Genomic DNA, 22,865 nt, shown 5'->3' on the forward strand with positions numbered 1-22,865 from the left:
CTCCGGCAAAAAGGTTGAGACCGGCCGCCTGAGCAGCACCGCCGGCCAGTTTCGCCGATCGCCAACGCAACCGCGCGAATCTGCGGGCTTGCCCCCTCCTCGTCACTCACGCGACCGTCCGGATCATCAGAACGACGAACCGGGTTCGCGAAGAAACGCCGTCTCCTCATCGGTCGACTCACGGCCGAGAATCGCGTTCCGGTGCGGAAAGCGGCCGAAGCGCTCGACCACGGCCGCATGCCGCAACGCGAAGCGGTGATAACTCTCGCACCCTGCCTCGCCGCGAATGCCCGCGCACAGGCGCACGGCCTCGCGCTGGCTCTCGATCGACTCGTCGTGCTCGAACGGCAGATACGCGAACGCGCGGTGATGGCCGCTCGGCAGTTGCGCATCCCAGCCGGCCGCGACGACGCGGCGTGCGAGCGCGAGCGCCTTCGGATCGGCGGCAAACGCGCGCGGCGTGCCGCGATGGATGTTGCGCGAGAACTGGTCGAGCACGACGATCAACGCAAGCGCACCCTCCGGCGAACCGGCCCAGTGATCGCATGCGCCGTCGCACGCGGCGTCGAGCAGCGCGCCGTAGCGCGTGCGCAGTACGTCGTCGAACGCCGCGCCGCCGTTGAACCAGATCTTGCGCTCCTGCCCGAATTCGGCCGAGCCCGGTTCGCCGAACCAGAAATCCAGAATCTCGCGCGCTTGCGGATCCAGCGCCGCCGCGCCCGCCGCCCCGGTGTCGATCGTCATGCAAACTCCAGTACGAGGCGCCGCGTGCGCGCGCTCTTCTTTTCAAGTTTCGCGACGCGCAGGTCGCCGATTTCCGACGTGTTGCGCACATGCGTGCCGCCGCACGGCTGCAGGTCGACCTGCTCGATGCGCAGCAGCCGCACGCGGCCAAGGCCCATCGGCGGCTTCACGCTCATCGTGCGCACGAGTTCGGGCCGCTCGGCCATCTCGTCGTCGGTAATCCATTCGGTCGTGACCGGATGCGCGCCGGCGACCAGGCCGGCGAGGCGCCGCTCGACGTCGTCGCGGTCGATCGCTTCGGACGTCGCGAAATCGAGCCGCACATAGTCGGCCGTCACGCTGCAGCCGTCGACCGCGTACGGCAGCACCGCGCACATCAGGTGCGCGGCCGTATGCAGGCGCATGTGCCGGTAGCGGCGCAGCCAGTCGATCTCCGCGACCACGCGCGTGCCGGGCACGAGCGTCGCGACGCGCGCCTCCTGCCCCGGTGCCGGCACGTGCAAGGCGTCGTCGGGCGTCGCGCCGTCGAACCTTGCCTTGCGCGTATCGGCGATCCCGAGCGTGCTGCCGTCGGGCAGGGTCAGCGTGCCGGTGTCGCCGGCCTGGCCGCCACCGAGCGGATAAAACACGGTGCGGTCGAGCCGGATGCCGTCGTCGCCGATGGCCTGAACGATCGCGTCGCACCGCGTGAGGTACGCGTCTTCGCGAAACAGCGCTTGTGTCGTCATCGGGCGAGCCTCGTATCGATTGCGGGAAACGGCCAGTGTCGCGCCGCGCGGCGCGCGCGCCCAGACGCAGATCGTCCCGCGCGCGGGCAGCGGCGTACCGGTCAATCAACCGGGCCGGTTGCGCATCCAGTCGGCCGTGTCGTAGAACGAATGCATGAGCCGCTCGCGCAGCGGCTCGGGCAGTCCGACATCCTCCATCGCCCACGCCATGCAGCGCAGCCACTGGTCGCGCTCGACCGATGCGATCGGGAACGGCAGGTGCCGCGCGCGCAGCCGCGGATGGCCGAACCGGTCGATGTAGTGGTCGGGCCCGCCGAGCCAGCCGCACAGGAACCAGAACAGCTTGTCGCGCGAACCGTCGAGCGATGCCGGGTGCAGCGCGCGAATCTGCGCGAACTCGGGCTCGAGGTCCATCAGGTCGTAGAAGCGGTCCACCATTTCGCGCACGCGGGCTTCGCCGCCCACGAGCTCGAACGCCGTCGGCTGCGACGGCGCATCGTCATTCACATCGGTCATACGGATAGTCGGAAAACGGGATCTTCGGGGCCGCCGGCGACACTCATGCGTCGCGCAGCGACTGCAGCGCGGGGCGCCGCAACACATTATGCAGGCTCAGCCAGCCGGCCGCACCGGCGCACGCGACGCCGGCCGCGATGCCGGCCGGCACGAGCCACGGATCGACGGCGAGCCGGAAATCGAACACGCGCGACGCGAGCACCCAGCCGACCGCGATCGCGCCCGCCGACGCCAGCGCGCCGGACAGCGCGCCGACCACGACGAATTCCGCGCGCTGCACCGCATTGACCTGCGCGCGCGACGCGCCGAGCGCGCGCAGCAGCGCGGCTTCGCGCACCCGCTCGTCGCGCGAGCCGGCGAGCGCCGTGTACAGCACGAGCACGCCGGCCGCCAGCGTGAACGCGAACAGGAACTGCACCGCGCCGACCACCTGCAGCATCATCCGCTGCAGTTGCGCGAGGATCGGCGCGACGTCGATCGCGGTCAGGTTCGGGTAGCGCGCGATCAGCGGATCGAGCAACGCGGCGTCTGATGCAGGCAGATGGAAGCTCGTGAGGTAGACGGCCGGGAAATCCTTCAGCACCCGCGGCGGCATCAGCACGAAGAAGTTGACGCGAAACGTGCCCCAGTCGAGCTTGCGCACGCTCGTGATCGGCGCGTCGACCGTCAGCCCCGTCACGTCGAAGCGCAGCGTGTCGCCCGGCTTCACGTTCAGCATCTTCGCGAGGCCGGCCTCGATCGAGATCTGCGGCGCGGCCGCGGTGCCGAACCAGTCGCCTGCGACGATCCGGTTGTCGGACGGCAGCTCGGTCGTATACGACAGGTTGAACTCGCGGTCGACGAGCCGACGCGCCTCGTCGGACGGGTACGCGTCCGGATTCACCGGCTTGCCGTTGATCGCGACGAGGCGGCCGCGCACCATCGGCGCGGGCACCGCGTCGCGCACGCCGTGCGCGGCCAGATAGGCCGCGACGTCGTCGCGCTGGTCGGGCTGAATGTCGATCAGGAACTGGTTCGGCGCATCGGGCGGCGTCGATTGCCGCCAGCCCGCGACGAGGTCGTTGCGCGTGATCGCGATCAGCAGCAGGCACATCAGGCCGAGCGCGAGCGCGGTGATCTGCAGCGCGCTGGCCGTGCCGCGCCGGTGCAGCGACGCGAGCGCATAGCGCCAGCCGACGCCCGCGGCCACGCGCGCGTTGCGCACCGCGCGCGCGGCGGCGAACAGCACGAGCCGCGCGATCAGCGCGAAACCGACCAGCGCGCCGGCGAAGCCGCCCGCGACGATCAGGCCGAGCTTCAGGTCGCCGGCGGCCGCGATCAGCAGCCCTGCGAACAGCACGACGCCGACCGCATACGCGGCCCACGCGGTGCGCGACGCATCGCCCCACTCGCGGCGCAGCACGCGCACCGGCGGCACGCGCGTGAGCGGCACGAGCGGCGGCAGCGCGAAGCCGAGCAGCAGCACGAGCGCGGCACCCACGCCGATGAGCGCCGGCCACAGCGTGGGCGGCGGCAGCACGACTTCGATCAGGCCGCCGAGCGCGGCCAGCAACGCCCAGTGGCCGGCGTAGCCGAGCACCGCGCCCGCGGCGCCCGACACGATCCCGATGCCGACGAATTCGAGCGCGAACAGTGCGCCGAGCGTGCGGCGGCTCACGCCGAGGCAGCGCATCGTCGCACAGCCGTCGAGATGGCGCCGCATGTAGCGCTGCGCGGCCATCGCGATCGCGACCGCCGCGAGCAGCGCGGTCAGCAGCGCGACGAGCGTCAGGAAATGGCGCGCGCGATCCAGCGTCTGCCGCACCTGCGGCTGGCCTTCCTGCAACGACTCGAGCCCGACGCCGCGCAGCTTCCCGCCATCGACGCGCTCGTGCGCATAGGTTTCGAAGCGCGCGACGGCCTGCGCATCGCCGGCGACCAGCAGCCGGTACGTGACGCGGCTGCCGTAACCCGTGAGCCCCGTCGCGGCGAGTTCGTCCGCGCGCATCATCAGCCGCGGCGAAAAATTGACGAACGAAAAGCCGCGATCGAGTTCGCGGGAGATCGACGCTGCGACCGTGAACGTGCGCAGCCCGACACGCACCGTATCGCCCGCCTTCAGGTGCAGCGCGTCGAGCAGCGCGGGGTCGGCCCACACGGTGCCGGGTGCGGGAATCGCTGTCGCCTTGTGCGCGGCGGCGGCGCCGGCCGGCAGGATCTCGACCGCACCGCGCAGCGGATATCCGGGCGACACGGCCTTCACGGCCGCGAGGCGCGCGGGCGCTGCGTCGGCCGTCTGCCCGCCCGCGGCGGACGCGATCATGCTCGGGAAAATCGCGGTCGTCGCGGTACGCAGGCCGAGCGCGCGGGCCTGACGGTCGAACGACGGATCGACGGGACGGTCGGCGCGCACGACGAAATCCGCGCCGAGCATCTGGCGCGCGTCGCGCTCGAGCCCCTGGCGCAGCCGGTCGGCGAGAAAGCCGACGCTCGTCAGTGCCGCGACCGCGAGCACCAGTGCGAGTACGAGCAGCGTCAACTCGCCCGCGCGCCAGTCGCGCGCGGTCATCCGTGCGGCCTGGCGGATCAGGTCGCGCAGGCCGAAGCGGCCGGCATGCGCGGGCGTGTCATGGCCGGGTTGTCCGGCCGGCGGCTGCGCCGCGTGTTGCCGCCCCTTCAATCGCGCTTACCCCCGATCGAGTTGAGCCGCGACACCATGTGGTTCGCCATCCCGCGAAAACCGCCCGACACGCCGCGCCACAGGCGCGGCAGCGCCCAGGCCGAAGCGGCGACGAAGGCCGCGAGCAGCACGAGGAACGCGAGCGGGACGAAGAATGCGAGCGCGAGCCCGCCGACCACGAGGCCGTCCTCGGTCGACGACGCAACCCAGTTCGAAATCGGTTCGGGAGACAGGTTGATCAGCGCGCGCGTACCGGCCTTCGCCACGTGCGCGGCGCCGGCGAGCGAACCGCCTGCAAGGCCCGCGACGGCGAGCACGGTCGGATCGGCATGGCCGAGCGCGCCGGCTGCGAGCACGGCGCCGGCCGGGATGCGGATGAAGGTATGCACGGCATCCCACAGCGAGTCGAACGCGGGGATCTTGTCGGCAAGGAATTCGGTGACGGTGAGCACGGCGGCGGCGCCGATGACCCACGGCGACATCAGGACGGCCAGCGTGTCGGGCAGGTGGAGCCAGCCGACCCGCGCCAGCACGCCGGCGATCAGCACCGTCAGGTACAGGCGCAGCCCGCTCGCCCACGCGAGCCCCGCGCCGAGCGAAATGGCTTCGATCATGGCCCTCTCCTTGCACTTTCCGTGCGCTTTGCCGATCGATCGGATCGGGTCGGTCAGACCGGCCGCGCGGCGCGTGGCGACCGGCGCCGCAGGCCGCGAACGGCACAACGACATTCAGGCCCGAATGCGTTCCATTATAGACAGGCTAACCGGGCAGCCGGCGCAATTCCGCAGTGCAGTGCCCGGGCGCAGCGCGTCCGGGACTCCATCGTCAGGCGGCCGACGACAGCTTGAGGCCGATCAGCCCGGCGACGATCAGCGCGGCGCTCGCGACGCGCGCGACGGTCAGCGCCTCGCCCATCATCACGATGCCGAACACGAACGCGCCGACCGCGCCGATGCCCGTCCACACCGCGTACGCGGTGCCGAGCGGCAACTGGCGCATCGCGACCGCGAGCAGCCCGAAGCTGGCCAGCGCCGTCACGATCGTAAACACCGACGGGCCGAGCTTCGTGAAGCCGTCCGACGATTTCATGCCGGCCGCCCAGGCCACTTCCAGCAAACCGGCAATCAACAACAATACCCACGCCATCGCGACGTACTCCGGATCGGATGGGGCCGTCCCCGTTGAAGCGAATGACCCGGGGTCGTCCCCGGGCGGCGCCGAGTATAACAAGAGGCTTACGGACACGCCGGACGCGGCGCACGGCCGGCGGCCGATCCGGGGCAGGATCGGCCGGGCCCGGTCAGTTCGGCATCAATTCGACACACGCTTCGGCGCGACGCCGCCGACGCAGCGGTCGTCGCGGTACAGCGCCCACTCCTCGCACACGCGGCCATCCTTGAACATGCACATCCCGACCTGTCCGCTCGGCAGGCTGCGGATCACGTGGCGACCGCCGAGCTTCTCGCAGTTGACCGACGCGGGATTGGCGAGCGCTGCCTGCGCGGGCGGCTGTTGCCCCGGCGGCAGCGGTTGGGCGAACGCGCCGGGCGCAGTCAGCGCCAGCGCACAGATGACGGCCAGACGGACGGACATTGCACGCTCCTCGTTTTTGTTCGCGGAACGGTCAGCATAACGGGGAATCCGCGGCCGGTGTGCAAGGCCGGCGCCGGCCGCACGACTGTCGCGCCGGCGCAACCCTGCCCGCGCGGCGTCACGCCGGCCCGGGCTGCCGCCGCCGTGCGATGCCCGTCACGCGGCGCCGACCAGCCGGTAGCCGACGCCCGTCTCGGTGACGATGTACTCGGGCTGTGCCGGGTCGCGCTCGAGCTTCTGGCGCAGGTGCGCCATGTAGATGCGCAGGTAGTGATGGCTCTCGACGTGCGACGGCCCCCACACGTCGCGCAGCAACTGGCGGTGCGTAAGCACGCGCCCCGCGTGCCGCACGAGCGTCGCAAGCAGCCGGTATTCGAGCGGCGTCAGATGCACGATCTCGCCGTCGCGCCACACCTGGCGCAGCGCGAGATCGACGGTCACGGTGCCGAAGCTCACCTTCGGCGTCTCGTTCGCGCCGCCCTGGTTGCGCCGGCGCAGTTGCGCGCGAATCCGCGCGCGCAGTTCGGACACGCCGAACGGCTTGGTCAGGTAGTCGTCGGCGCCCGCGTCGAGCGCCGCGACCTTCTCCTCTTCCTGCGTGCGCGCGGACAGCACGATCACCGGCACCTCGGACCAGCCGCGCAGCTCGCGGATCACGTCGAGGCCATCGGTATCGGGCAGGCCGAGGTCAACGATCACGAGATCGGGCTTGCGCGTCGCCGCGTCGATCAGCCCCTGCTTGCCCGTCTCGGCCTCGAACACGGCGATGTCCTCCTCCTCGAGCGCGGCACGCACGAAGCGGCGGATCTGCTTTTCGTCCTCGATCAGGACAACGGTCAGGCTGGGTTCACTCATGATCTGGCAATGGCTCGGATGGGGACGATGCGCCCGGCACGTCGGATTCGTCGTCGGGCACGGCGGGCGCGGCCGGCGGCGTCTCGACCGGCAGCGTGAACCAGAAGCGCGCGCCCGTCACGCGGCCGTCGGGCGCGGTGCGGTTGAGCGCGCCGATTCTACCGCCGTGCGCCTCGACGATCGCACGGCAGATCGCGAGGCCGAGCCCGATGCCCGGCGTCGCCGATTCCTTCTCGCCGCGCGTGAACTTGTCGAAGATCCGCGTTTCCATGCCGGCCGGCAGGCCCGGGCCGTAATCGTCGACGTGCACGCGCACGAACGGGTTCCCGTAGGGCAGCCCATCGTCGGTCACGCGCTCCGCGCCGATATCGAGCGGCGTGTCGGGCGGCGTGTACTTCGCCGCGTTCTCGAACAGGTTGGTGAACAGGCGTTCCATCAGCACCGCGTCCATCTGCAGCAGCGGCAGGTCGGCCGGCAGCGACACGCGCGCGGGATGGCGCGCGAGCACGCGCTTGCACGCGGCGAGCGCGGCGCCGACGGTTTCCTCGAGCAGCGACCACTGGCGCTTGAGCTGCAGGCTGCCGGCCTGCAGCCGCGCCATGTCGAGCAGGTTCGTGACGATGCCCGTCATCCGCAGCGCCTCGTCGTGGATCGCGTCGACGAGCTCTCCCTCGCGCTGCGCGAAGCGTTCGGCCGCCGCGGCGTCGCCGCCCTGCGCGGCCGCGCGCCCGTTCGCGAGCATCGACGAGAAGCCGACGATCGTCGTGAGCGGCGTGCGCAGGTCGTGCGAGATCGCCGACAGCAGCGAGTTGCGCAGCCGCTCGGATTCCATATTGACGAGCGCGTCGCGCGCGATCTCGACGTAGTGCACGCGTTCCAGCGCGAGCGCGATCTGCGCGGCGAATGCGTCGAGCATCCGCAGCTGTTCGGGCACCTCGAGCTCGCGCGGCTCGCGCGACACGACCGCGAGCACGCCGCGCGTGCGCATCGGCGCCTTCAGCGGCAGGTACAGCGCGGCCGTCGCGGGCAGCGTGTCGGTGCCGCGGCCGGCCGGCTTCTGCTGGTCGTACACCCACTGGCCGACGTCGCTGTCGAGATCGGCGCCCGTCAGCGTGACGGCCGCGTCGGGCTCCTCGATCTTCTGGCGCACCTTGTCCGCGCTGTCGGGCAGCAGGAACGCGACACGCGCGCGGAACACCTCGCCCACGTGGCGGCTGCCGATCTCGACGATCTGCTCGGTCGTCAGCGCCGCGCCCAGCTCGCGCGCCATCGCGTAGATCGCGCCGGTGCGGCGCTCGCGGCGCTGCGCGATGCTCGCCTCGCGCGTCAGCGTCGACGTCAGGTGGCTGATCACGAGCGACGTCAGCAGCATCCCGAAGAAGGTCAGCAGGTATTGCGTATCGCTGACCGAGAACGACATGCGCGGCGGCACGAAGAAGAAATCGAATGCGGCCACCGACAGGAACGACTGCAGCACGCCCGGGCCGCGCCCGAGCCGCACGGCCGAGAACACGACGCCGAGCAGGTACAGCATCACGAGGTTCGTGAGGTCGAGCCGCTCGGACACGACGTTTGCGACGACGGTGATCGCCGCGCAGATCGCGGCCGCGTACACGTAGTGCCGCGGCGGCGAACGGTGCGTGCCGAACTTCGCGAACGCATCGCGCCAGTCGCGCGCACGCGGGTCGAGCGGCGCCGCGCGCGCCTCGTCGCTCGCGGACGCGCGGATCAGCATCAGGTCGACGTCGCCCGCGCGTTCGGCGAGCTGCTCGCCGAACGGCCGCGCGAAGCGGCGCATGAGCCCGACCTTCGGCGAGCCGCCCGCGACGATCTTCGACACGTTGCGCACCTTCGCATAGCCGATCAGCGCGGCGACCGCGTCGCCGCCGGCGAGCGTGGCCGTTTCCGCGCCGAGTTCGGCCGCGAGCTTCAGCGCGTCGAGCGTGCGCTGCCGCTGCGCGTCGGGCAGCCGCTGCAGGCGCGGCGTCTCGACATACACGGCGATCCAGTCGGCCTTCAGGCTCGCGGCGAGCCGCGCGGCCGCGCGCACGAGCGTCGGCGCTTCGGCGCCCGGGCCGACGCACACGAGCAGCCGCTCGCGCGCCTGCCAGATGCGCTGGATCGAACGGTCGGCGCGGTATTCGCGCATCTGCGCATCGACGCGATCGGCCGTGCGCCGCAGCGCCAGTTCGCGCAACGCGATCAGGTTGCCCTTGCGGAAGAAGTTGCGCACCGCGCGCTCGGCCTGCTGCGCGAGATAGACCTTGCCGTCGCGCATCCGCTCGAGCAGTTCCTCGGCCGGCAGGTCGACGAGCGTGACTTCGTCGGCCGCGTCGAACACGCGGTCGGGCACCGTCTCCCACACGCGGATGCCGGTGATCGCGCCGACCACGTCGTTCAGGCTTTCGAGGTGCTGGACATTGACGGTCGTATAGACGTCGATGCCCGCGTCGAGCAGTTCGTAGACGTCCTGCCAGCGCTTCAGGTGCCGTGCGCCCTGCACGTTCGAATGCGCGAGTTCGTCGACCAGGATCAGTTGCGGCTGGCGCGCGAGCGCGCCATCGAGATCGAATTCGGCGAGCGTGCGGCCGCGATAGTCGATGCGCGCGAGCGGCAGCACGTCGAGGCCGTCGAGCAGTGCGGCGGTTTCGCCTCGGCCGTGGGTTTCGACGATGCCGACGACGACGTCGACGCCGTCCTGCAGGCGCTGGCGCGCGGCCTGCAGCATCGCGTAGGTCTTGCCGACGCCGGCCGATGCGCCGAAGAAGATCTTGAGCTGGCCGCGCCGCTGCTTTTCTTCGTCTCGCTGCAGCTTGTCGAGGAGTTGGTCTGGATCGGGACGGTTCATGCGTCAGGAAAGCGGAGCGCCCGGATGCGCGCGAGTACGAGCATTGTTGTTCCAAATCGCCGCAAAAGGCAAAGACGGCGCATGCGCCGTCGGGAAAATGCGCGTCCGGCGCGGCTCGAGCCGTGCCGGGCACCGGTTGCCGGGCCTGAAGCCCGGATGCACGATCAGTGCGCGGCCTGCGCCGCGTCGAGCGCGAGGTTAAGCTTCAGCACGTTCACGCGCGGCTCGCCGAGCACGCCGAACTGGCGGCCCTTCGTGTTCGCGGCAACGAGCTGCGCGACCGCGTCGGGCGCCAGGTTGCGCGCCTTTGCGACCCGCTCGACCTGGTATGCGGCGGCGGCCGGCGTGATCTCCGGATCGAGGCCGCTCGCCGACGCCGTCACGAGATCGACCGGCACGGGCTTCGACATGTCGGTGCCGGCATCGCGCAGCGCGGCGATGCGCCCCTTCACCTGGTCGGCGAGCGACGGATTCAGCGGGCCGAGGTTCGAGCCGCCGGAACCGGTCGCGTTGTACGGCATCGGCGCCGTGGCCGACAGCCGGCCCCAGAAGTACTTCGGCGCATCGAACGGCTGGCCGATCAGCGCGGAGCCGACCGCCTTGCCGTCCTTCTCGATCAGGCTGCCGTTCGCCTGCGACGGGAACACGGCCTGGCCGAACACGGTCATCACGGCCGGATACGCGAGCCCCGTCACCGCGGCAAGCACGACAAAGAGCACGACGAGCGGACGAATCAACGTTTTCATGATGTTTCCTTCAAGACCTCAGGCCCAGCCGAGTGCGGCGAGCGTCATGTCGATCAGCTTGATGAACGGGAACGGCAGCAGCACGCCGCCGAGGCCGTAGACCAGCAGGTTGCGGCGCAGCAGCGATGCGGCGCCGAGCGGCCGGTACGTGACGCCCTTCAGCGCGAGCGGGATCAGCGCGACGATGATCAGCGCGTTGAAGATCACCGCCGACAGGATCGCGGATGCCGGCGACGTCAAGTGCATGATGTCGAGCACGCGCAACTGCGGGTACGTGGTCACGAACGCGGCCGGGATGATCGCGAAGTACTTCGCGATGTCGTTCGCGATCGAGAACGTCGTCAGCGAGCCGCGCGTCATCAGCATCTGCTTGCCGATCTCGACGATCTCGATCAGCTTCGTCGGGTTGGAATCGAGGTCGACCATGTTGCCCGCTTCCTTCGCGGCCTGCGTGCCCGTGTTCATCGCGACCGCCACGTCGGCCTGCGCGAGCGCCGGCGCGTCGTTGGTGCCGTCGCCCGTCATCGCGACGAGGCGCCCCGCCGCCTGATGCTCGCGGATCGTCGCGAGCTTGGTTTCCGGCGTCGCTTCCGCGAGGAAATCGTCGACGCCCGCTTCCGCCGCGATCGCCGCGGCCGTCAGCCGGTTGTCGCCCGTCACCATCACGGTCTTGATGCCCATCTTGCGCAGTTCCGCGAAGCGCTCCTTGATGCCGCCCTTCACGATGTCCTTCAGCTCGATCACGCCGAGCACGCGCGCCGCCCCTTCATGCAGGTCGGCCACGACGAGCGGCGTGCTGCCGCGGCGCGCGACGTCGTCGACCGCGCGGCGCACTTCTTCCGGGAAGCGGCTGCCGTGCGTCTCGACATAGCGGCGGATCGCGTCGGCCGCGCCCTTGCGGATCTCGCGGCCGGGCAGGTCGACGCCGCTCATCCGCGTCTGCGCGGAGAAGCCGAGGAACGTCGCATGGAGTTGCCCCATGTCGCGCTGGCGAATGTTGAAGCGCTCCTTCGCGAGCACGACGATGCTGCGGCCTTCCGGCGTTTCGTCGGCGAGCGACGACAGTTGCGCGGCGTCGGCCAGCGCTTCCTCGGTCACGCCCGGCGCGGGCACGAACATCGACGCCTGGCGGTTGCCGAGCGTGATCGTGCCGGTCTTGTCGAGCAGCAGCACGTCGACGTCGCCGGCCGCTTCCACCGCGCGGCCCGACGTCGCGATCACGTTCGCCTGCATCATCCGGCTCATCCCTGCCACGCCGATCGCGGACAGCAGCCCGCCGATCGTCGTCGGGATCAGGCACACGAGCAGCGCGACGAGCGCGGTGATCGTCACCACGTGGCCGGCCTTCATCGCGTCGACCGCGAACGTCGAGAACGGCAGCAGCGTCGCGGTCGCGAGCAGCATCACGATCGTCAGCGCGACGAGCAGGATCGTCAGCGCGATCTCGTTCGGCGTCTTCTTGCGCTTCGCGCCTTCGACCATCGCGATCATCCGGTCGAGGAACGCCTCGCCGGGGTTCGCCGTGACCTTCACGACGATCCAGTCGGACAGCACGCGCGTGCCGCCCGTTACCGACGAGAAGTCGCCGCCCGATTCGCGGATCACCGGCGCGGATTCGCCGGTGATCGCCGATTCGTCGACCGACGCAACGCCGTCGACGACCTCGCCGTCGGCCGGGATCACGTCGCCGGTCTCGACGAGCACGATGTCGCCACGGCGCAGGTCGGATGCGGTCGTGACGCGGATCGGCGACTTCGGATGCGGCTCGTTGAGCTTCTTCGCCATCACGTCCTTCTTCGCGCTGCGCAGCGATGCGGCCTGCGCCTTCGAGCGCCCTTCGGCGAGCGCTTCGGCGAAGTTCGCGAACAGCACCGTGAACCACAGCCACAGCGCGATCGCGAGGATGAAGCCCGCGGGCGCCTCGGCCTGGCCGGCAAGCGCCGCGATCCACAGAATCGTGGTCAGGATGCTGCCGACGTATACGCAGAACATCACCGGGTTGCGGAACTGCGTGCGCGGCGTGAGTTTCTTGAACGAATCCACGATCGCCGGGCGCAGCAGCGCCGGATCGAACATGGACCGTGTTGCGGAATGTTGAGTCATTGCGATCTCTTCAATCTCTTCAGTCTTTTCAATGTGTGACCATGCGGGCGCGCGTCACGCGCCCAGCCACATCATCAGGTGCTCGACGCCAGGGCCGAGCGCAAGCGCCGGCACGTAGGTCAGCGCGCCCACCAGCAGCACGGTGCCGAGCAGCAGCACGACGAACAGCGGACCGTGTGTCGGCAGCGTGCCGCTCGTCACCGCGATGCGCTTCTTCGCGGCGAGCGAGCCGGCGATCGCCAGCACCGGCACGATCGTGCCGAAGCGGCCGAACCACATCGCGATCGCGGTCATCCAGTTATAGAACGGCGTGCCGACCGTCAGGCCCGCGAACGCGCTGCCGTTGTTGTTCGCGGCCGAGCTGAACGCGTACAGGATTTCCGAGAAGCCGTGCGGGCCCGGGTTCGCGATGCCGGCCTTGCCTGCATCGGCGAGCACGGCGATCGACGTGCCGACCAGCACCAGCAGCGGCGTGAGCAGCACGACGATCGACACCATCTTCATCTCGTACGACTCGATCTTCTTGCCGACGTATTCCGGCGTGCGGCCGATCATCAGGCCGGCGACGAACACCGCGAGCAGCGCGAACACGAGCATCCCGTAGAGGCCCGAGCCGACCCCGCCGTAGACCACCTCGCCGAGCTGCATCAGCAGCATCGGCACGAGGCCGCCGAGCGGCGTCAGCGAATCGTGCATCGTGTCGACCGCGCCGCACGACGCGGCCGTCGTCGCGACCGTGAAGATGCCGGTCTGCGCGATCCCGAAGCGGGTTTCCTTGCCTTCCATGTTGCCGCCCGACTGCAGCGCGCTCGCCGACTGGTCGACGTGCAGCGCGGCGAGCGTCGGGTTGCCGCCCTGCTCGGCGCTCACCTCGACGCCGACCGCGACCGCGAACGCGACCGTCATCGCCGCGAGCACGGCGATGCCCTGCCGGCGGTCGCCGATCACGCGGCCGAACACGAGGCACAGCGCGGCCGGGATGATCAGGATCGCGAAGATCTGGATGAAGTTCGCGAACGGCGTCGGATTCTCGTACGGGTGCGCGGAGTTCGCGTTGAAGAAGCCGCCGCCGTTGGTGCCGAGCATCTTGATCGCTTCCTGCGACGCAACCGGGCCCATCGCGAGCGTCTGCTTCGTGAGCGGGGTCGGCACCGTCACCGGAGCGCCCTTGTCGTCCTTCACCGGGTTGCCCTGCGCGTCGAGCTTCGGCGCCGCATAGGTGCTCGCCTGCAGCACCGGCACGTCCTGGTACGCCTTCATGTTCTGGATCACGCCCTGGCTCATCAGCAGCGCGGCGACGATCATCGACATCGGCACGAGCACGTACATCGTCACGCGCGTGAGGTCGACCCAGAAGTTGCCGATGGTCTGCGCGGTGTGGCGCGCGAAGCCGCGGACCAGCGCGATCACAACGACGATGCCGGTCGCCGCCGACAGGAAGTTCTGCACGGTCAGGCCGAGCATCTGCGTCAGGTAGCTGACGGTCTGCTCCGGCGTGTAGTCCTGCCAGTTCGTGTTGGTGACGAAGCTGACGGCCGTGTTGAACGCGCCGTCGACCGTCATCGCGCCGAACTGCTGCGGGTTGCCGGGCAGGAAGCCCTGCAGGCGCAGCAGGCCGTAGAGGAACAATGCGCCGAGCGCGTTGAATGCGATCGTCGCGATCGCGTACTGCTTCCAGCTCATCTCGCTGCCGGCGTCAACGCCGGCGATGCGGTACAGCGCGCGTTCGAGCGGCCCGAACACGCGCACGACGCGCGAGCTGCCGTCCATCACGGCCGTCAGGTAGCGCGCGACCGGTACGGCCGCCGCCAGCAGCACGACGATGAACAGCAGCATCTGCAACAGGTTGTTCGCGTTCATTCGATGTCCTCCGCGCGCAGCAGCGCAAAGACGAGATACGCGAACAGCAGGGCTGTCGATGCGCCCGCCAGCCAAAGCATCCAGGTCATGCTCGCCCCCCGCGACCGTATTGCACGAGCTTCTCGCAACCGGCAACCAAACCGAGGATCAGCACGGTGAAAAGCACCAGGGCGCCGATGAATACCCCATCCATTTTTGTGTTCTCCGTCGTCGAAATCAGACGACTAGAACCTTATGGGAACGCACGTAAAGGACGGGTCAAAGGTATCGGGGCGGATATAAAAAACGTGTAAACGCGAGGCGGGAGAAAAACGGACGCGGGACGGGCGGCGCCGCAGCGCCGCCCGCGAAGGCGCGTGCCGGCGTGGCGCCGGCACGAAAGGAACGGTCAGGGAACGAGGATCGTCGAGCCGGTGGTCTTGCGCGCTTCGAGATCTTCATGCGCGCGGCCGACTTCCGCGAGCGGATAGCGCTGGTTGATGCTCGTCTTCACCTTGCCCGACAGGATCACGTCGAACAGCTCGGCGGCCGCGGCTTCGAGATCGGCGCGCTTCGCGATGTACGAGAACAGCGTCGGCCGCGTGAAGAACAGCGAGCCGCGCGACGAGAACTCCTTCGAGTCGATCGGCGGCAGCGGGCCCGACGCGTTGCCGAAGCTGACGAACAGCCCGAGCGGCGCGAGGCTGTCGAGCGAGCCGATGTAGGTGTCCTTGCCGATCGAATCGTAGACGACCGGCACACCCGCGCCGTTCGTGATCTCCTTCACGCGCTGCGTGAAGTTCTCGCGCGTGTAGACGACCGGGTGGTCGCAGCCGTGCGCCTTCGCCAGCGCGGCTTTCTCGTCGGAGCCGACCGTGCCGATCACGGTCGCGCCGAGCGCCTTCGCCCACTGGCACACGAGCAGGCCGACGCCGCCGGCCGCCGCGTGGATCAGGATCGTGTCGCCGGCCTTCACCGGATAGGTGCGGCGTAGCAGGTAGTGCGCGGTCAGGCCTTGCAGCATCACCGACGCCGCGTCGTCGTAGCTGATGCCGTCCGGCAGCTTCACGAGCCGCTCGGCCGGCATCACGCGCTCCTGCGCATACGCGCCCGGCAGCTGCCCGACATAGGCGACGCGGTCGCCGACCTTGAGCGCGGTCACGCCGTCGCCGACGGCCGTCACCTCGCCCGCGGCCTCCATCCCGAGGCCGCCGGGCAGCGGCTGCGGATAGAGGCCCGTGCGGAAATACACGTCGATGTAGTTGAGCCCGACCGCGTGCTGCCGGATGCGGACTTCGCCCGCCTTCGGCGCGCCGACCTCGACATCGACCCACTTCATCACGTCGGGGCCGCCCGGCTGGTCGTATCGGATTGCTTTCGGCATCGTTTCGCTCCTCGTCTGTCAATCGGTCAGGAAAAATCCGGGTCGCCGATGCGCGGGTCGGCCGATTCATGCGGGAACCGGGCGGCAGGTGCGCGTCGCGACGCACGATTCTCGCGCGTCGCCGCCGTCCATGCATGGCCCTGCCGCCGGCAGGGGCAATCGGGCGCAGCAAGCGCCTAGCAAACGTCCTGCATGTTCCGCGCCAGATCGTCGAGCAGCATCCGCGCGGTCGCGACGTTGGTCGCGACCGGCACGTCGTGCACGTCGCATGCGCGCACGAGCGCGGTGATGTCGGGATCGTGCGGCTGAGCGGTCATCGGGTCGCGCAGGAACACGACGATGTCGATGCGGCCGTCGGCCAGCTCCGCGCCGATCTGCAGGTCGCCGCCGAGCGGCCCCGACAGCTTGCGCTCGACCTCCAGCCCGTGCGCGGCCGCGATGCGGCCGCCCGTCGTGCCCGTCGCGACCAGCCGGCATTGCGCCAGCGTCTCGCGAAATTGACCCGCGAGCGCGACGATCTCGTCCTTCTTCGCGTCGTGCGCAATCAGTGCGATGCGGGGTTTGCTCATCTCCGGTTCCTTTGTCGTTTGGTTTTTGTCGTGATCGTGATTCGGCGGGCTCGCGTCAGAACGTGCCCGGATACGCGCCGCCGTCGAGCAGCCAGTTCTGCCCGGTGATATAGCCGGCATGTACGCTGCACAGGAACGCGCACGCCGCGCCGAATTCCTCGCGCGTGCCGAGGCGGCCGGCCGGGATGTCCTTCGTGCGCCGCGCGCGCATTTCGTCGACCGTCACACCCTGCGCCCGCGCCGACGCCGCGAGCGTCGTCGCGATCCGGTCGGTGTCGAACAGCCCCGGCAGCAGGTTGTTGATGGTGACGCCCTGCCCCGCGACCTTGCGCGACAGCCCCGCGACGAAGCCGGTCAGACCCGAGCGCGCACCGTTCGACAGCGCCAGCACGTCAATCGGCGCCTTCACGGCCGAACTCGTGATGTTGACGATCCGGCCGAAGCCGCGCGCGATCATCCCGTCGACGGTCGCGCGGATCAGCTCGATCGGCGTCAGCATGTTCGACTCGAGCGCGCGGATCCAGTCGTCGTGCGAGAAGTCGCGGAAGTCGCCGGGCGGCGGGCCGCCGGCATTCGTCACGAGAATGTCCGGCTGCGGGCACGCGGCGAGCGCGGCCGCGCGTCCGTCCGGCGTCGTGATGTCGCACGCGACCGCCGTGACCGACACGCCCGACGCCGCGCGGATCGCGTCGGCGGTAGCTTCGAGCGTGTCGCGCGTGCGCGCGACGATCACGAGGTTCACGCCCTCGGCGGCCAGCGCTTCCGCGCAGCCGCGCCCGAGGCCCTTGCTTGCCGCGCACACGAGCGCGGTCTTTCCTGCGATGCCGAGATCCATCGTCGATTCCCTGGTGGCGACGCGCGCCGATGCGGCCCCGAGTCGCGCCGGCGGGCGGGCGAACGGGCGTGCGCGGCACGCGGATTGTCGTGAGACGTCGATAATATCCGGATCATGCGACGCGCCTTGGTAAAATTGCGGCCATAAGCGGCGGCCGGCTTGCGCCCGCCACCGCACCGATCCCCTTTTGCCGCCAGGGCACCCCCGTCATGAAACAGGACAGCCGTTTCCCGAATCTCTTCATCCTCGATCACCCGCTGATCCAGCACAAGCTCACCCACATGCGCGACAAGGACACGTCGACGCGCACGTTCCGCGAGCTGCTGCGCGAGATCACGCTGCTGATGGGCTATGAGATCACCCGCAACCTGCCGATCACGACCAGACGGGTCGAAACCCCGCTCGTCGAGGTCGACGCGCCCGTGATCGCGGGCAAGAAGCTCGCGATCGTGCCCGTGCTGCGCGCGGGCATCGGGATGTCGGACGGCCTGCTCGACCTGGTCCCGTCCGCGCGCGTCGGCCACATCGGCGTGTACCGCGCCGAAGACCACCGCCCGGTCGAATACCTCGTGCGCCTGCCCGACCTCGAGGACCGCATCTTCATCCTGTGCGACCCGATGGTCGCGACCGGCTATTCGGCCGTGCATGCGGTCGACGTGCTCAAGCGCCGCAACGTGCCGGCCGCGAACATCATGTTCGTCGCGCTCGTCGCCGCGCCCGAGGGCGTGCAGGTGTTCCAGGACGCGCACCCGGACGTGAAGCTGTATGTGGCTTCGCTCGATTCGCACCTGAACGAGCACGCGTACATCGTGCCGGGCCTCGGCGACGCGGGCGACCGCCTGTTCGGCACCAAGAACTGACGTGCCTGCGCGGCCGCGCGGCGCGCCGTCGGGTGTCCCGCGGCAGCCTGCCCGGCCGTTCGGCCATGCGCGGCGGCCCCGATCCGACGGTCGCCGCGTGATAAAATCTCGATCCACTCGACACGCGCGGCCCCGCGGCTTCATGCCCGCCGAAACGGCCGCCGATTCAACGACACATTGGCACAATCGCCCGCGCAGCGCGCCCGGGCACGGAGAAAGGTATGGCTGGTCATTCGAAATGGGCCAACATCAAGCATAAAAAGGCAGCGGCCGACGCGAAGCGCGGCAAGATCTGGACCCGCCTGATCAAGGAAATCCAGGTCGCGGCCCGCCTCGGCGGCGGCGACGTCAACTCGAACCCGCGCCTGCGTCTCGCGGTCGACAAGGCGGCCGACGCGAACATGCCGAAGGACAACGTCAAGCGCGCGATCGACCGCGGCGTCGGCGGCGCGGACGGCGCGAACTACGAGGAAATCCGTTACGAAGGCTACGGCATCAGCGGCGCGGCGATCATCGTCGATACGCTGACCGACAACCGCACCCGCACGGTCGCGGAAGTCCGCCACGCGTTCTCGAAGTTCGGCGGCAACATGGGCACCGACGGCTCGGTCGCGTTCATGTTCGATCACGTCGGCCAGTTCCTGTTCGCGCCCGGCACGTCGGAAGACGCGCTGATGGAAGCCGCGCTCGAAGCCGGCGCGAACGACGTGAACACGAACGACGACGGCTCGATCGAAGTGCTGTGCGACTGGCAGGAATTCTCGAAGGTGAAGGACGCGCTCGAAGCCGCCGGCTTCAAGGCCGAACTCGCCGAAGTGACGATGAAGCCGCAGAACGAAGTCGAATTCACCGGCGACGACGCGGCGAAGATGCAAAAGCTCCTGGACGCGCTCGAGAACCTCGACGACGTGCAGGACGTGTATACGAACGCCGTCATCGTCGAGGAATGAGATGCCGGCCGCCGTGCTCCTGTCGCGGCGGCGGCCTGACCGAATCCGCGGCCGGCGCGCCTGAGCGTGCCGGCCGCCCTGTTTTCTAGTCTGCGGGGAATCCCATGAAACTACTCGTCGTCGGTTCCGGCGGCCGCGAACATGCGCTGGCGTGGAAGCTCGCGCAGTCGCCGCGCGTCCAGATGGTCTACGTCGCACCCGGCAATGGCGGCACGGCGCAGGACGAGCGTCTGAAGAACGTCGACATCACGTCGCTCGACGAACTCGCCGATTTCGCGGAAAGCGAAGGCGTCGCGTTCACGCTCGTCGGGCCGGAAGCGCCGCTCGCGGCCGGCATCGTCAACCTGTTCCGCGCGCGCGGCCTGAAGGTGTTCGGCCCGACCCGGGAAGCCGCGCAGCTCGAAAGCTCGAAGGATTTCGCGAAGGCGTTCATGAAGCGTCACGGCATCCCGACGGCCGACTACGAAACCTTCTCCGATGCCGCAGCAGCACATGCGTACATCGACGCGAAGGGTGCGCCGATCGTCGTGAAGGCCGACGGCCTCGCGGCCGGCAAGGGTGTCGTCGTCGCGATGACGCTCGAAGAGGCACACGCCGCCGTCGACATGATGCTGTCGGGCAACAAGCTTGGAGACGCCGGCGCGCGCGTCGTGATCGAGGAATTCCTCGACGGCGAGGAAGCGAGCTTCATCGTGATGGTCGACGGCAAGCATGCGCTGGCGCTGGCTTCCAGCCAGGACCACAAGCGCCTGCTCGACGAGGACCGCGGCCCGAACACCGGCGGCATGGGCGCGTATTCGCCCGCGCCGATCGTCACGCCGCAGATGCACGCACGCGTGATGCGCGAAATCATCATGCCGACCGTGCGCGGGATGGAGAAGGACGGCATCCGCTTCACGGGCTTCCTGTATGCGGGCCTGATGATCGACAAGGAAGGCAATCCGCGCACGCTCGAGTTCAACTGCCGGATGGGCGACCCGGAAACGCAGCCGATCATGGCGCGCCTGAAGAGCGATTTCTCGAAGGTCGTCGAGCAGGCGATCGCGGGCACGCTCGACACGGTCGAGCTCGACTGGGACCGCCGCACCGCGCTCGGCGTCGTGCTGGCCGCGCACGGCTACCCGGACGCGCCGCGCAAGGGCGACCGCATCAACGGGATCCCGGCCGAGACCGAACAGGCCGTCACGTTCCATGCGGGCACGACGCTCGGCGACGGCGACAAGCTCGTGACGTCCGGCGGCCGCGTGCTGTGCGTGGTCGGCCTCGCCGATTCGGTGCGCGAAGCGCAGCAGCATGCGTACGACACGATCAACCAGATCAATTTCGAAGGCATGCAGTACCGCCGCGACATCGGTTTCCGCGCACTCAACCGCAAGAGCGTGTGACGATCGCAACCGCCGCCCCGCCCTCGCGCGGCGGCCTCTCTGCCGGGGTTCGATAGAATGCCCGGCAGATGCCTTTTTTACGGCCCCCGCTTCGGGCGGGGGCACCCAGTCCAGACATGACCGATTCGACCTACGACGTGGCGCGCGTGCGCACGTACCTCCAGGGCCTGCAGGCACGCATCGCCGACGCGCTCGGCGCGCTCGACGGCACGCCGCTCGCGACCGACGCCTGGCAGCGCGGGCCGGCCGAGCGCCTGCGCGGCGGCGGCTGCACGCGGATTCTCGAAGGCGGTCGCGTGTTCGAACGCGCGGGAATCGGCTTTTCCGACGTCGCCGGCGACGCACTGCCGCCGTCGGCGAGCGCGGCGCGCCCACAGCTCGCGGGCCGCGGCTTCGAGGCGCTCGGCGTGTCGCTCGTGCTGCACCCGCGCAATCCGTACTGCCCGACCGTGCACATGAACGTGCGGATGCTGATCGCGACGAAACCGGGCGAGGATCCCGTGTTCTGGTTCGGCGGCGGCATGGATCTGACACCGGTTTACGGTTTCGAGGACGACGCGCGCCATTTCCACCAGACCTGCAAGGATGCGCTCGACCCGTTCGGGGCCGAGCTCTACCCGCGCTTCAAGAAATGGTGCGACGAGTATTTCTTCCTGAAGCACCGCAACGAGATGCGCGGCATCGGCGGGATCTTCTTCGACGATTTCTCCGAACCCGGTTTCGAACGTTCGTTTGACATGATGCAAAGCGTCGGCGATGCGTTCCTGCAAGCCTACCTGCCGATCGTCGAGCGCCGCGCCGACCTGCCGTACGGCGAGCGCGAGCGCGACTTCCAGGCCTACCGCCGCGGCCGTTACGTCGAATTCAACCTCGTGTTCGACCGTGGCACGCTGTTCGGCCTGCAAAGCGGCGGCCGGACCGAGTCGATCCTGATGTCGATGCCGCCGGTCGCGAACTGGCGCTACAACTGGCAGCCCGAACCGGGAACGCCTGAGGCGCGCCTGTACAGCGACTTCATCGTGCCGCGCGACTGGGTCTGAGCCCGCGCGCCCTGCTGCCCCAAGAAAAGGACGCGTTTCTGGACACCACCGCCCGCCCCGCCCCGCTGCCGCGTCGTATCGGCTTGCTGGGCGGCACTTTCGACCCGATCCACGACGGCCATCTCGCGCTCGCGCGCCGGTTCGCCGAGCTGCTCGGCCTGACCGAGCTCGTGCTGCTGCCCGCCGGGCAGCCGTACCAGAAGCGCGACGTGTCGGCCGCCGAGCATCGGCTCGCGATGACGCGCGCGGCCGCGGATTCGCTCGTGCTGCCGGGCGTGACCGTGACCGTCGCGACCGACGAGATCGAGCACGCCGGCCCGACCTACACGGTCGACACGCTCGCGCGCTGGCGCGAGCGGATCGGCCCCGACGCGTCGCTGTCGCTGCTGATCGGCGCCGACCAGCTCGTGCGCCTCGATACGTGGCGCGACTGGCGCAAGCTGTTCGACTACGCGCACATCTGCGCGTCGACGCGCCCGGGCTTCGAGCTCGGCGCGGCGCCGCCGGAGGTTACGCGGGAAATCGCCGCGCGGCAGGCCGGCGCCGACGTGCTGAAGGCCACGCCGGCCGGCCGCCTGCTGATCGACACGACCCTCGCGTTCGACATCGCCGCGACCGACATCCGCGCGCACCTGCGCGAATGCATCGCGCGCCATGCGCAAATGCCTGATGCGTCGGCCGAGCATGTACCGGCCGCCGTATGGGCCTATATTCTTCAACATCGCCTCTACCACACCTGATTCCATGGATATTCGCAAACTGCAGCGCGTGATCGTCGACGCCCTCGAAGACGTCAAGGCGCAAGACATCAAGGTGTTCAACACCAGCCACCTGACCGAACTGTTCGACCGCGTGGTCGTCGCATCGGGCACCTCCAACCGCCAGACCAAGGCCCTCGCATCGAGCGTGCGCGACAAGGTCAAGGAAGCCGGCGGCGACATCGTCAGCTCCGAGGGCGAGGAAACCGGCGAATGGGTGCTCGTCGACTGCGGCGACGCCGTCGTGCACATCCTGCAGCCGGCCCTGCGCCAGTACTACAACCTCGAGGAAATCTGGGGCGACAAGCCCGTGCGGATGAAGCTCGGCGGCGGCAAGGGCCAGAATGGCTTCGCGACGGCCAGCGAAGACGACGAAGACGAGGAAGAAGCCGCGCCGGCCCGCCCGGCACGCAAGACGGCCGCACGCCGCCGTTAAGTCGTTACGAATCGTCC

At 69.4% G+C, this 22,865-nt stretch carries 22 protein-coding genes; 6 read left to right on the forward strand and 16 right to left on the reverse strand.

The window, feature by feature from the left end; all coding sequences use genetic code 11:
- Positions 1-126: 126 nt before the first annotated feature.
- The 16 genes from ACNQQL_RS21190 to ACNQQL_RS21265 form a co-directional block, all read right to left on the reverse strand.
- Positions 127-744 carry a DUF924 family protein gene (locus ACNQQL_RS21190; protein WP_175962874.1) on the reverse strand — a complete coding sequence of 206 codons (618 nt, stop codon included), beginning with the start codon at positions 742-744 and terminating at the stop codon, positions 127-129.
- Positions 741-1,472, reverse strand: coding sequence for an alanyl-tRNA editing protein (locus ACNQQL_RS21195; protein ID WP_347065446.1), 732 nt, complete (start codon positions 1,470-1,472; stop codon positions 741-743). Before ACNQQL_RS21195 ends, ACNQQL_RS21190 begins: the two co-directional genes overlap by 4 nt.
- Before the next feature lie 105 nt (positions 1,473-1,577).
- Entirely contained in the window at positions 1,578-1,988 is a 411-nt protein-coding gene (locus ACNQQL_RS21200) for a group II truncated hemoglobin (RefSeq protein ID WP_017331548.1), read from the reverse strand.
- A gap of 43 nt (positions 1,989-2,031) precedes the next feature.
- On the reverse strand, positions 2,032-4,647 hold the full coding sequence (locus ACNQQL_RS21205) for an ABC transporter permease (protein ID WP_347065449.1): 2,616 nt from the start codon (positions 4,645-4,647) through the stop codon (positions 2,032-2,034).
- Positions 4,644-5,261 (reverse strand): DUF4126 domain-containing protein, encoded by a 618-nt coding sequence (locus ACNQQL_RS21210; RefSeq protein ID WP_072440937.1) that lies wholly within the window; start codon positions 5,259-5,261, stop codon positions 4,644-4,646. The genes ACNQQL_RS21205 and ACNQQL_RS21210 overlap by 4 nt, the downstream gene beginning before the upstream one ends.
- Before the next feature lie 211 nt (positions 5,262-5,472).
- Positions 5,473-5,793, reverse strand: coding sequence for a quaternary ammonium compound efflux SMR transporter SugE (gene sugE, locus ACNQQL_RS21215; RefSeq protein ID WP_034184858.1), 321 nt, complete (start codon positions 5,791-5,793; stop codon positions 5,473-5,475).
- A 165-nt stretch (positions 5,794-5,958) separates the two neighbouring features.
- Positions 5,959-6,240, reverse strand: coding sequence for a DUF333 domain-containing protein (locus ACNQQL_RS21220; protein WP_072440740.1), 282 nt, complete (start codon positions 6,238-6,240; stop codon positions 5,959-5,961).
- Positions 6,241-6,396: 156 nt separating this feature from the next.
- Entirely contained in the window at positions 6,397-7,095 is a 699-nt protein-coding gene (kdpE, locus tag ACNQQL_RS21225) for a two-component system response regulator KdpE (RefSeq protein ID WP_072440742.1), read from the reverse strand.
- The gene (locus ACNQQL_RS21230) at positions 7,088-9,943 is read right to left on the reverse strand and encodes a DUF4118 domain-containing protein (protein ID WP_072440743.1); all 2,856 of its coding nucleotides are present in this window, start codon (positions 9,941-9,943) and stop codon (positions 7,088-7,090) included. The genes kdpE and ACNQQL_RS21230 overlap by 8 nt, the downstream gene beginning before the upstream one ends.
- A gap of 164 nt (positions 9,944-10,107) precedes the next feature.
- Positions 10,108-10,689, reverse strand: a complete 582-nt coding sequence (kdpC, locus tag ACNQQL_RS21235; protein ID WP_072440746.1) for a potassium-transporting ATPase subunit KdpC — start codon at positions 10,687-10,689, stop codon at positions 10,108-10,110.
- Between the two features lie 18 nt (positions 10,690-10,707).
- Positions 10,708-12,792, reverse strand: coding sequence for a potassium-transporting ATPase subunit KdpB (gene kdpB, locus ACNQQL_RS21240; RefSeq protein WP_347065454.1), 2,085 nt, complete (start codon positions 12,790-12,792; stop codon positions 10,708-10,710).
- Between the two features lie 54 nt (positions 12,793-12,846).
- On the reverse strand, positions 12,847-14,652 hold the full coding sequence (gene kdpA / locus ACNQQL_RS21245) for a potassium-transporting ATPase subunit KdpA (RefSeq protein ID WP_347065457.1): 1,806 nt from the start codon (positions 14,650-14,652) through the stop codon (positions 12,847-12,849).
- Entirely contained in the window at positions 14,649-14,741 is a 93-nt protein-coding gene (gene kdpF, locus ACNQQL_RS21250; RefSeq protein ID WP_006752209.1) for a K(+)-transporting ATPase subunit F, read from the reverse strand. The genes kdpA and kdpF overlap by 4 nt, the downstream gene beginning before the upstream one ends.
- Positions 14,742-15,040: 299 nt before the next feature.
- Positions 15,041-16,015, reverse strand: a complete 975-nt coding sequence (locus ACNQQL_RS21255) for a quinone oxidoreductase (protein ID WP_347065459.1) — start codon at positions 16,013-16,015, stop codon at positions 15,041-15,043.
- A 176-nt stretch (positions 16,016-16,191) separates the two neighbouring features.
- Positions 16,192-16,584 (reverse strand): methylglyoxal synthase, encoded by a 393-nt coding sequence (locus ACNQQL_RS21260; RefSeq protein ID WP_152856404.1) that lies wholly within the window; start codon positions 16,582-16,584, stop codon positions 16,192-16,194.
- A gap of 55 nt (positions 16,585-16,639) precedes the next feature.
- Entirely contained in the window at positions 16,640-17,419 is a 780-nt protein-coding gene (locus tag ACNQQL_RS21265; RefSeq protein ID WP_347065461.1) for an SDR family oxidoreductase, read from the reverse strand.
- Between the two features lie 209 nt (positions 17,420-17,628).
- Between ACNQQL_RS21265 and upp the strand changes: the two genes are divergently transcribed.
- From upp to rsfS, 6 genes are all read left to right on the forward strand, one after another.
- Positions 17,629-18,279: a uracil phosphoribosyltransferase gene (gene upp / locus ACNQQL_RS21270; RefSeq protein ID WP_034184848.1), complete on the forward strand. Its 651-nt coding sequence runs from the start codon at positions 17,629-17,631 to the stop codon at positions 18,277-18,279.
- Between the two features lie 221 nt (positions 18,280-18,500).
- On the forward strand, positions 18,501-19,229 hold the full coding sequence (locus tag ACNQQL_RS21275; protein WP_034184847.1) for a YebC/PmpR family DNA-binding transcriptional regulator: 729 nt from the start codon (positions 18,501-18,503) through the stop codon (positions 19,227-19,229).
- A 104-nt stretch (positions 19,230-19,333) separates the two neighbouring features.
- A complete protein-coding gene (gene purD, locus ACNQQL_RS21280) occupies positions 19,334-20,614 on the forward strand; it encodes a phosphoribosylamine--glycine ligase (RefSeq protein ID WP_034184846.1) in 1,281 nt (426 codons plus the stop codon).
- 116 nt (positions 20,615-20,730) lie between these two features.
- Positions 20,731-21,654, forward strand: a complete 924-nt coding sequence (gene hemF / locus ACNQQL_RS21285; protein ID WP_034184845.1) for an oxygen-dependent coproporphyrinogen oxidase — start codon at positions 20,731-20,733, stop codon at positions 21,652-21,654.
- 11 nt (positions 21,655-21,665) lie between these two features.
- Positions 21,666-22,394, forward strand: a complete 729-nt coding sequence (locus ACNQQL_RS21290; RefSeq protein ID WP_347065493.1) for a nicotinate-nucleotide adenylyltransferase — start codon at positions 21,666-21,668, stop codon at positions 22,392-22,394.
- A gap of 4 nt (positions 22,395-22,398) precedes the next feature.
- On the forward strand, positions 22,399-22,848 hold the full coding sequence (gene rsfS / locus ACNQQL_RS21295) for a ribosome silencing factor (RefSeq protein WP_034184843.1): 450 nt from the start codon (positions 22,399-22,401) through the stop codon (positions 22,846-22,848).
- Positions 22,849-22,865: the final 17 nt, after the last annotated feature.

This window comes from Burkholderia sp. LFS061, from assembly GCF_047978125.1.
GTDB lineage: Bacteria > Pseudomonadota > Gammaproteobacteria > Burkholderiales > Burkholderiaceae > Burkholderia > Burkholderia pyrrocinia_C.